The following is a 10,716-nucleotide window of genomic DNA, read 5'->3' as shown; positions in this document are numbered from 1 at the left end:
GAATGCGGGCTGGCCTTTGCCCTCAATGAGCTGCTGCGTACCGGCTTCAGCCTGCTGGAGCTGGCCCTGATCGGGCAGGCCGCCGAGCACACGTTTGCCGGGGTGCAGTGCGGCCTCATGGATCAGTTTGCCAGCCTGCACGGGCGCGCCGGCCATGTTGTGCGTCTCGACTGCCGCTCGCTGGAATACGAGTATTTTCCTTTCGATTCGGCCGCCTACCACCTGGTGCTCTGCAATTCGGGGGTGAAGCACAGCCTGGCCAGCTCGGAGTACAACACCCGCCGCCGGGAGTGCGAGCAGGGCGTGGCCGTTTTGCAGCAACACTACCCTGAAGTTCAAACCCTGCGCGACGTGACCCTGGCTCAGGTGGAAAGCTACTGCGCCGCGCTGGACCCCGTCGTGTACCGCCGCTGCCGCTACGTGGTGGAAGAAAACCAGCGGGTGGAAGCGGCCTGTCGGCACCTGGCCGCCGGTGACCTGGCCGCTTTCGGCCGGCAGATGTACGCCTCCCACGCCGGCCTGCGCGACGATTACGAAGTGAGCTGCCCCGAGCTGGACGCGCTGGTGCGCATTGCCCAGGTCAACTCCCAAGTGCTGGGGGCCCGCATGATGGGCGGGGGCTTCGGCGGCTGCACCATTAACTTGGTGCCGGCCGCGGCCGTGGCCGAATTCGTGGCTACCACCGCCGCGGCCTACGAGCAGCAGCTGGGCTTGCCGCTCGAAACCTACCAGACCACGATTGTGGGCGGCGTCTCGACGCTGGCCTCCACCTGATTTTCCGCGCACTATGTCTGAGCACTCCACCTTCGACTTGGCCCAGCAGCCGCACCGGCGCTACAACCCCCTGAACGGCGAGTGGCTGCTCGTGTCGCCGCACCGGGCGCTGCGGCCCTGGCAGGGCCAGCAGGAAGCCCCCGACACCGAAACGCGCCCTGCCCACGACCCCGGCTGCTACCTCTGCGCCGGCAACGTGCGCGCCAATGGGGAGCAAAACCCAGACTACACCGGCACCTTCGTGTTCGACAACGACTTCGCCGCCCTGCGCGACGACGTGCCGGCCGGGGACGTGAACCTGGGCGGGCTGCTGCGGGCCGAATCCGAAACCGGCGTGGGCCGCGTCATCTGCTTTTCGCCCCGCCACGACCTAACCCTGCCCGAAATGAGCAGGGCGGACATCCGCCGGGTGGTCGACGTCTGGGCCGACGAATTCCGCACCCTCGGAGCCCGCCCGGATATCAACTACGTGCAGATTTTCGAAAACAAGGGCGCCGTTATGGGCTGCTCCAACCCGCACCCGCACGGGCAGATCTGGGCCCAGCGCACCGTGCCCGGGGAGCCCGCCAAGGAAAGCCGCCAGCAGCTCACCTACTTCGAGCAGCACGGCCGCACCCTGCTCACCGACTACCTGGCCATCGAGCTACGGGAAAAAAGCCGACTGGTGCTCGAAAATGAGCACTGGGTGGCGCTGGTGCCCTTCTGGGCCGGCTGGCCCTTCGAAACCCTGCTGCTCCCGCGCCGGGCCGTGCCGGACGTGACCCAGCTCACCGACGCCGAAAAAGACGCCTTTGCCGACGCCCTGCGGCACCTGACCATCCGCTACGACAACCTGTTCCAAACCTCGTTTCCGTACTCGGCCGGTCTGCACCAGCGCCCTACCGACGGGCAGGCCCACCCCGAGTGGCATTTGCACATGCACTTTTTCCCGCCCCTGCTGCGCTCCGCCACGGTGCGCAAGTTCATGGTCGGCTACGAGCTGCTGGCCAACGCCCAGCGCGACATCACCCCCGAGTGGGCCGCCGAGCGGCTGCGCAGCCAGCCGGAAACGCACTACAAGCACCCGGCGGCCGAATAGCCGCTCATTTTTCTTCCTCAACGCTCCCCCTGACTGCTGCCTAGCTCCGCCCGATGCAAAACGGCCTTACTGTTCTTGACCTGCTGGTTTTCCTGTTCTACCTGCTCGGCGTGTCGGGCTACGGCTACTACATCTACAAGCGCAAGCAAAACGCCCAGCTCGACTCGAAAGACTACTTTCTGGCCGAAGGATCATTGACGTGGTGGGCCATCGGGGCCAGCATGATTGCCTCTAATATCTCGGCCGAGCAGTTTATCGGCATGTCGGGCTCGGGGTTCTCGGTGGGCGTGGCCGTGGCGGCCTACGAGTGGGTGGCGGCCATCGTGCTGATTTTCGTGGCCGTGTTCTTCATGCCGATTTACCTCAAGCAGAAGATCTATACCATGCCCCAGTTCTTGGAGCAGCGCTACAACTCCACGCTCAGCCTGATTATGAGCATTTTCTGGCTGTTTCTGTACGTGGCCGTCAACCTGACCGCCATCCTGTACCTGGGCGCGCTGGCGCTGAACAACATCGTGGGCGGCGACAGTTTCCACGTGATTCTGGTGGCGCTGGCCGTGTTTGCCGTCGTTATCACCCTGGGCGGTATGAAGGTGGTGGGCTACACCGACGTGATTCAGGTGACGGTGCTGCTTATCGGCGGCCTGGCCACCAGCTACCTGGCCCTGACGCTGGTGAGCGAGAAGTTCGGCCTCGGCCACGACGTTATTGCCGGCTTCCAGGCCATGATGCGCGACGGCAACGACCACTTTCACATGATTTTCCCCAAGCCCACGGCCGGCACGCCGCAGGTGGAAATCAACAAGTACCTGGCCCTGCCGGGGCTGGCCATGTACGCGGCCGGGCAGTGGGTGGCCAACCTCAACTACTGGGGCTGCAACCAATACATTACCCAGCGGGCCCTGGGCGCGGACCTGAAGACGGCCCGCACCGGCATCCTGTTTGCGGCCATGCTCAAGCTGCTCATGCCCGTGGTGGTGATGCTGCCCGGCATTGCGGCCTACGTGCTCCACAAAAACGGCGGCCTGCAGGCTGAAATGGCCTCCACCGGCACCTTCAACCCCGACAACGCCTACTCGGCCATCCTCACCTTTCTGCCCAACGGCCTGAAAGGGCTGAGCATGGCGGCCCTCACGGCGGCCATCGTGGCCTCGCTGGCGGGCAAGGTCAACTCGATTTCGACCATCTTCACCCTCGACATCTACCAGCGCTACCTCAATAAGGACGCCACCGAGAAAAAGCTGGTCTGGGTTGGGCGCGTGACGGTGCTGGCCGCCATGGCTCTGGCCATTGTGCTCACCTGGAAGGACTTGCTGGGAATTTCGGGGGCCGGCGGGTTCACCTACATCCAGAAATACACGGGCTTTATCTCGCCCGGCATCGTGGCGGTGTTCGTGCTGGGCATGTTCTGGAAGCGCACCACGGGCACGGCCGCCATTGCCGGCATCCTGGCGGGCTTTCTGCTGTCGGTGTTCTTCAACAACTACGCGGTGGCCGTATTTGGCCCCGAGAACCTGCTCTGGAGCGCCTTCCCCAATGCCGAGGGCGTCTACGAAATTCCGTTCCTGATCTGCATGGGCTGGGCCTTCTTCTTCACCGTTGTGCTGATGGTGACGCTGAGCCTCCTGGGCCCGGCCACCAACCCCAAGGGCCTGGAGCTGGAGCCCGGCATGTTTAAGGTGAACCCCCAGACCCTGACCCTGATTGTGGTGGTGCTGCTGCTGATCATGGCGCTCTACGTGAAGTTCTGGTAGGGCCCGGCCCGGCTTTTCGGGTGTTATCTTTGGGGCGGGCCCTGGGTCCGGCCAGGACGTATTTTCTCTTCCCTTTCCTTGTTTGCCGTGCAACACAACCGCACATCTATTGCCGACATGGCCAAGGCGTTGAACCTGTCCTCGTCCACGGTTTCGCGGGCCCTGAACGACCACACCACCATCAGCGCCAAGACCCGCAGCCGGGTGCAACAGCTGGCCCGGGAGCTCAACTACCATCCCAACCACCTGGCCGCCAGCCTGCGCACGGGCCGCAGCAACCTGCTGGGCGTGCTGGTGCCCCACATCGAGGGTACGTTTTTCGCCTCCGTCGTGCACGGCATCGAAACGATGGCCACCAAGGCGGGCTTCAAGGTGATGATCTGCCAGTCGAACGAGGACGTGGAGCACGAGAAGCGCAACATCGACACGCTGATCAACGCCCAGGTCGAAGGAATCCTGGTGTCCCTTTCGCGCACCACCCACGACACCAAGCATTTTGACAAGGTGCACCAGCGCGGTATTCCCCTGGTGTTTTTCGACCGGATGCTCGACACCCGCGACGTGAATGCCGTGGTGCTCGACGACTACCAGGGTGCCTACCAGGTCACGACCCACCTGATCGAGCAGGGCTGCCGCCGCATTGCCCACCTGGCCGGCCCCGAGCACCTCAACATTTACCGCAACCGCCGCCAGGGCTACCTGGCCGCCCTGCGCACCTACGGCCTGGCCGAAGACGAAAGCCTGATCATCAGCTCCGACGTGACTCTGGCCGACGGGGCCGCCGGCATGACGCAGCTGCTGGCCCTGCCGCCCGCCCAGCGCCCTGACGGCCTGTTCTCGGCCAGTGACTTTGCCCTCGTCGGGGCCCTGCAAACCCTGAAGGAGCACGGCCTGCGGGTGCCCCAGGATATGCTGCTGGCCGGCTTCAGCAACGAAATCTTCACTTCCTTCACCGAGCCCCGCCTGACTTCCGTGGATCAGCGCTGCGAGGAGCTGGGGCAGGAAACCGTGCGCCTGTTTCTCGAAATTCTGGCCGTGGGCACCGCCACGTTCCAGTCCCGCCGCATCGTGCTGCCGCCCCACCTGCTGATCCGGGAGTCGTCGAAGCGGGGGTAGGGGGCGAGGTCGGCCGTGGGTAGAGAACCCGCTTCCAGACGCCCGGAAGCGGTTTTGTGCGGGCTGCGCGTCTCCCCGCCGCATTATTCTTTATCTTTTGGCCCTAATTCCTCTCGCCCCCTCTCACAACCCGAATGAGTTCTTTCAACAGTCTGTTTCGCCGCAAGGATATCGGCGCTATTCTGCAAAACCCACCCGCCGACGCCGACCTGCACGCTTCCGGCGGCCTGACCCGCAACCTGTCCGTCCGCGACCTGACGGCCCTGGGCATTGCGGCCGTTATCGGGGCCGGCATCTTCAGCACCATCGGCAACGCCTCCCACGACGGCGGCCCGGCCGTGTCGCTGCTGTTTATTTTCACCGCCATTGCCTGCGCCTTTTCGGCCCTGTGCTACGCCCAGTTTGCCGCCACCATTCCCATCAGCGGCTCGGCCTACACCTACGCCTACGCCTCCTTCGGGGAGCTCACGGCCTGGATTATCGGCTGGGCCCTCATCATGGAATATGCCGTGGGCAACATCGTGGTGGCCATCAGCTGGTCGGACTACTTCACCGGCCTGCTCGACGGCGTCGGGATTCATGTTCCGATCTGGCTCACAATGGGTACCCAAAGCGCCTACAAGGGCTACAATGAGGTGCTGGGCCTAATGCTGGCCGGCCAGCCCCTGGCCGACGTGGCCCCGTCCACGATGGAAGCCTACAAAGCCTGGAACGCCGCTCCGGTTCTGTTCGGCGACTTCCGCCTGGTCTGCGACCTGCCCGCCTTCCTGATTACGGTGCTCATCACGGCCGTCGTGTACGTGGGCATCAAGGAGTCGAAGACGGCTTCGAACCTGCTGGTGCTGCTTAAGCTGATTGTGGTGGCCGTGGTTATTGCCGTGGGCGTGTTCTACGTTAAGGCCGACAACTGGACCCCATTTGCGCCCAACGGCGTGGCCGGCGTGCTCAAGGGCGTCTCGGCCGTGTTCTTCGCCTACATCGGCTTCGACGCCATCAGCACCACCGCCGAGGAGTGCAAAAACCCCCAGCGCGACCTGCCCCGGGCCATGATTTACGCCCTGATCATCTGCACCGTGCTCTACGTCATCATCACGCTGGTGCTCACCGGCATGGTGAGCTACAAGGAGCTGGGCGTGGGCGACCCGCTGGCTTTCGTGTTCCAGAAAGTGGGCCTGCCCCAGCTGGCGGGCATCGTGGCCGTGTCGGCCGTGTTTGCCATGACTTCGGTGCTGCTCGTATTTCAGATTGGCCAGCCCCGCATCTGGATGAGCATGAGCCGCGACGGACTGCTGCCCCCCATCTTCGGCAAGGTGCACCCCAAGTTTCACACGCCTTCGTTCAGCACCATCGTCACGGGCCTGTTTGTGGGAATTCCGGCTTTGTTTCTGAACATGGACCTGGTTATTGACCTGACCTCCATCGGGACGCTGTTTGCCTTTGCCCTGGTCTGCGGCGGCATTCTGGTTATCGACCCGCACGGCACTTCCGAGGCCCGCTTCAAGGTGCCCTACATCAACGGTAAGTTTCTGGTGCCCCTGATTATGTTGCTCGGCATTGGGCTGCTGTTTGCCTACAACGGCGAGGCCGTGCGCGAAATGGGCCGGGCCGTGGGCGGCGCGGGCGGCTACGAAGCCTTCCGTCACTACATCCCGATGCTGGTATTTTTCGGCTTCTGCATCTACCTGAGCGTGGCCTCCTTCCGCCGCAACCTGTCCTTGCTGCCCACGCTGGGCCTGCTCACCAACCTCTACCTGATGACCCAACTGGGCATCAACAATTGGCTGCTGTTTTTCGGCTGGCTGATCATCGGCCTGGCTTTGTACTTCAACTACGGCTACAAGCACAGCAAGCTCAATGTGGGCTTGAAAGCCAATAGCCAGCCGCCGGTAGCCCGGTAGCTTCAGCAGCGCCGCGCATAGCAAAGAGGCCCCGGCGGGGGTACCCGTCGTGCGGCGGGTGCTCCCGCCGGGGCTTCTTTGCTATGCGCGAAGGTCGGCTGCCCATGAGCCGTCCCTACCGGGCCAAACAACGCCGGTAGGCCGCTAAGGGCGGTTTAGCCGGAGCAGAACAACGTTTTAGCTTATTATTATCCTACTCTATGAGATATCTTCCTGAATTTAAACTAGATTTGCAGGGTACTATACCCAGACAGCACCCTGGGCTTTATTCCGCTTTTCTCGCTGCTTGACTTTATCGGCGGCTAGTCTCCTCTGCTATTATCCCCGGCTCAGCATTCTGCTCTCAGTTGGCGCGCCGACCGAGCTTCCCCCGGCTGTGTCACTACCTGACTTGCCTACTACTAGGGCTTAGCTGGTCCGTTACCCTGCTTATCCCGTCAAAAGAACCATAGTTCATGCAAAAACTATTACGCGGCTTCTTGCTGCTGTTGGTCCTTACCCCGGGCTTGGGTGCCCGGTTCCGTACCCAGACCCCTGCCCGATCTTTTTCTTTGAAAACCAGTCCCTTGATTATGAAAATAACTCTACTGCTGTGGCTGGCTTTGCTGCTGGGCCCAAGTCCAGCCCTTTGGGCGCAGACGCTCATCCAGAGCCAGTCGTTTGAAACTGGGGAGGCCGTCAACTACACCTCGAACACGTTTGACCTGCGGAGTTCGATGTCGGGTTCGATTCTCAACAACCAATACTTTACCATCACCACCACCAACCCGGCGCAGAACCCGAACCTGCCGTCGAATTATTCCTTGGGCAACGCCTCGGACCCGGTTACCATTAAAAACGCCGCCGGTACGGCGGACTACGTGGGTAATTTCTGGATTGGGGAAGGCATTCGGGGCACCAGCAACACGGGCACCCCCGTTCGCGACCCGGGCTATGTGCAGCTAAACGCCGTGAATGCGAGCGGCTACACGGCCATTAAGGTGACGGTGGCGCTGGCCGACCCGCGCGGCCCCGGCTCCATTGCCCAAAGCGGCGCCGCCGCCACCCCAACCGGCGGCACGTTCGGCGTGACCGATAAAATTGAGATTCAATACTCGACCGATGGCGGCGCCAATTACATTCCCATCGGTCGATTCATGGGCAATAACAACAACGGCAGCAACGGCTTCCTGGAGCAGGACGTTGACCTGAACGGGGAGGTGCTGACGGAAACCTCGCCCACGCTGAACTACCAGATGAAGGATTTTACCTTCAACGTGGTGGGGTCGCCGGCTTCGCTGATTGTGCGCGTGGTGGCCGACCAGAGCGGCACCTCGCAGGAGCTGGCGTTTGATAATATTCGGGTGATGGGCACGCCCACCACCGTGCAGGCGCCCACCCTGACCGATGCCCAGAGCGGCACCGTCATCAACTACACCGAAGGCGACCCGGCCACGCTGATAACCACCACCATTCAGGCCAACAACCCCGCCGGCACCAACCTGACGGGGGCCACGGTGTCCATGACCAGCAGCGTGATTTCGAACGATGACCAGCTCACGTTCACGGGCATTGCCAATTCCAACATCAGCGGCAACTACGACAACCTGACCCGCACGCTGACCTTCACGGGGTCGTCGGCCGAGGCGAATTACCAGACCATTCTGCAATCGGTACGGTACGTGAACACCAACGGCAGCACGGCCCGCGGCGGCAACCGCATCGTCCAGTTTGTGGTGAGCACCGGGAGTTCGACCAGCTCGGCCGTGATACGCAACGTGCTGGTGAAAGCCGTGTTGAGCGGCCCGGCGTCGTTGCCCTACACCGAAGACTTTACCACCGACGGCGAGGGGGCGCGCTACGGCTCGAACACGTTTGCGGGCGACGCCAACAACACCGGCTTTGCGTTTACGCGCACCAGCGCCAATCCGTACGCCGCGGGGGCCGTGACCTTCAGCAACATCAGCAACACCTCCTACTGGTACGGGGTGAATCCCTCCGACATCCGGTACAATCCGTCGCAGGTGGGCCGGCTCGAAACCCAGCAGGTAGACGCGACCCGCTACGCCAACCTGCGCTTTCAGATTCGGCTGGGGGCTTCGTCGGGCAGCACCGCCGCCTGGCAGGCCAGCGACTCGTTTAAAATGTATTACCGCACGGGCGGCAGCAGCGGCACCTGGAAGCTGTTTGGCTCGTTCCGCGGCAACACCACGGTCATCAACGGTACCGCCGACATGCGGCAGGACCGAACCCAGGACCTGGCCAACCTGCCCACCTTGCCGGCCGGTACGGCCACGCTCACGCCCGCCCTCACCAACTTTGCTTTTGACCTTCCGGCCGATGCCAACGGGCAGTTGGTTGATTTCAAGCTGGAGTTGATTGCCGACGATGGCCGCGCCCAGTTTGCCTTCGACCTGATTCAGGTGACGGGCACGCCGACCACTACGGTCAATTCCATCGTGCGGGCCAGCGCCAACCCCACCAACGCTGCCGCGGTGAACTACACCGTGACCTTTGGGGCGGCGGTAACGGGCCTGACGGCGGCCAACTTCACGCTTACGCCTACGGGCACCGCGAGCGGCACGGTGGGCACGCCGGTAGCCGGCGCGGGCAATACCTGGACGGTGCCGATTACCGGAATTGCGGGCAACGGCACCCTCACCTTAAACCTGGCCAACGATACGGGCCTTTCGTCCGGCATTTCAACCACGCTGCCGTTTGCGGGCGAAACGTACACCATCGACAAGACGGCTCCGACGGTAAGCAGCAGCAACCGCCAGAGCCCGGCGGCCAATCCCACCGCTGCCACCTCGTTGACGTACCGCGTGACCTTGAGCGAAGCCGTGGTGGGCGTAACCACCAGCAGCTTCACGTTCACGACCACCGGCGGCACCACCGGCACCATCGCCAGCGTGGCCTCGGTGAGCGGCAGCGGCGGCACGCAATACGACGTGACGGTGAACAGCGTGAACGGCAACGGCACCGGGCGCATCGACGTGAAGAGCAGCGGCTCGGGCATCACCGACGCCGCCGGCAACGCCCTGAGCGGCGGCTTCACCGGCGGCCAGACCTACACCATTAACCAGAGCGTAACCGTCGTCTCGGTCACGCGCCTGGACCCTTCGCCCACGGCCACGGCCCAGGTGCGTTACCAAGTGGTGTTCTCGGGCAGCGTGGCGGGCTTGGCGCCCGGCAACTTCACGCCTACCGTCACGAACGGGAGCATCAGCGGCGCGTCGGTGTTCAGCGTGAGTGGCTCGGGCACGACCTATACCGTGGTGGTGAACACGGGTAGCAGCAGCAGCACCAGTACCCTGCGCCTGGACGTATCCAACAGCACGGGCACCACGCCCACGATTACGAACGTGCCCTACACGGCGGGCGAGGAGTACACCATCACCAAGAGCTTCCCGGCCGCGCCCACCCTGCGCATTCAGGCGGCGGGCAGCGCCAGCGGCAACGGCGACGTGACGGCCTTCGTGGACGTGGTGCAGGTGCTGCAAAGCGGCACCAGCACGGTGGTGCCCAACGGCCTGCAAAACGGCAGCTTTGAAACCAACAACGTACCGGCTAGCGGCTTCAAGAAGACGGCCGACGGCGTAGTAGCCGCACCCTGGAGCTTCACCGGCTCGGCCGGTGTGGCGCGCTACGGCAGCCCCTTCGACTCCCAAGTCTCCGGCCAGCCCCAGCCCCTGCCGCCGAACGGCGACGCGGTGGCCCTGATACAGAGCGCCGGCAACAACAACGCCAGCCTCTCGCAAAACCTGGCCGTGCCCACGGGCAGCTACCAAGTAAACTTCCAGATGGCCCAGCGCTACTACACCGCGGTCGACCAGCGGCTGAACGTGTTCGTCAACAACGTGTTCGTGGGCAGCATTCAGACCGGTCAAACCCCGGCGTACGGACCCTTCACCTCGGCTTCGTTCAGCGTGACGGCCCCGGCCCTGACGGCCACCGTCAGCTCCGCGGCCGCCGCCTCGGGCGGCACGACCACCACCACCCCGATTCCCTTCGCGGTGGACTTCTCGCAGAGCGTGGGCAGCAGCTTCACGGACACGGACGTGACGGTGACCAACGGCACTATCACCGCCGGCAGCTTCAGCGGCAGCGGCGCGGG

Annotated in this window: 6 protein-coding genes; all 6 read left to right on the top strand. The window is 63.5% G+C overall.

Annotated elements, in window-relative coordinates; translation table 11 throughout:
• A partial coding sequence (locus EWM57_RS19805) for a galactokinase (protein ID WP_129923044.1) occupies window positions 1-774 on the top strand: 774 nt, incomplete at its 5' end.
• 13 nt (window positions 775-787) lie between these two features.
• Window positions 788-1,852: a UDP-glucose--hexose-1-phosphate uridylyltransferase gene (locus tag EWM57_RS19800; protein WP_129923043.1), complete on the top strand. Its 1,065-nt coding sequence runs from the start codon at window positions 788-790 to the stop codon at window positions 1,850-1,852.
• A gap of 53 nt (window positions 1,853-1,905) precedes the next feature.
• Window positions 1,906-3,606, top strand: a complete 1,701-nt coding sequence (locus EWM57_RS19795) for a sodium:solute symporter family transporter (protein ID WP_129923042.1) — start codon at window positions 1,906-1,908, stop codon at window positions 3,604-3,606.
• A gap of 87 nt (window positions 3,607-3,693) precedes the next feature.
• Window positions 3,694-4,722, top strand: a complete 1,029-nt coding sequence (locus EWM57_RS19790) for a LacI family DNA-binding transcriptional regulator (RefSeq protein WP_129923041.1) — start codon at window positions 3,694-3,696, stop codon at window positions 4,720-4,722.
• Between the two features lie 134 nt (window positions 4,723-4,856).
• Window positions 4,857-6,620, top strand: coding sequence for an amino acid permease (locus EWM57_RS19785; protein ID WP_129923040.1), 1,764 nt, complete (start codon window positions 4,857-4,859; stop codon window positions 6,618-6,620).
• Window positions 6,621-7,192: 572 nt separating this feature from the next.
• Window positions 7,193-10,716: beta strand repeat-containing protein (locus tag EWM57_RS19780; protein ID WP_207218361.1), on the top strand; the 3,524-nt coding region annotated here is incomplete at its 3' end.

Origin of the sequence: Hymenobacter persicinus, assembly GCF_004167665.1 — a bacterium.
Lineage (GTDB): Bacteria > Bacteroidota > Bacteroidia > Cytophagales > Hymenobacteraceae > Hymenobacter > Hymenobacter persicinus.
The sequence above is the reverse complement of the archived record's forward strand: the minus strand, read 5'-3'. Positions and strand labels throughout refer to the sequence as shown.

Bases quoted from the DNA above. Each gene is read 5' to 3' on its own strand.
- EWM57_RS19800 (WP_129923043.1), top strand. From the start codon at position 788: ATGTCTGAGCACTCCACCTTCGACTTGGCCCAGCAGCCGCACCGGCGC.
- EWM57_RS19785 (WP_129923040.1), top strand. From the start codon at position 4,857: ATGAGTTCTTTCAACAGTCTGTTTCGCCGCAAGGATATCGGCGCTATT.
- EWM57_RS19795 (WP_129923042.1), top strand. From the start codon at position 1,906: ATGCAAAACGGCCTTACTGTTCTTGACCTGCTGGTTTTCCTGTTCTAC.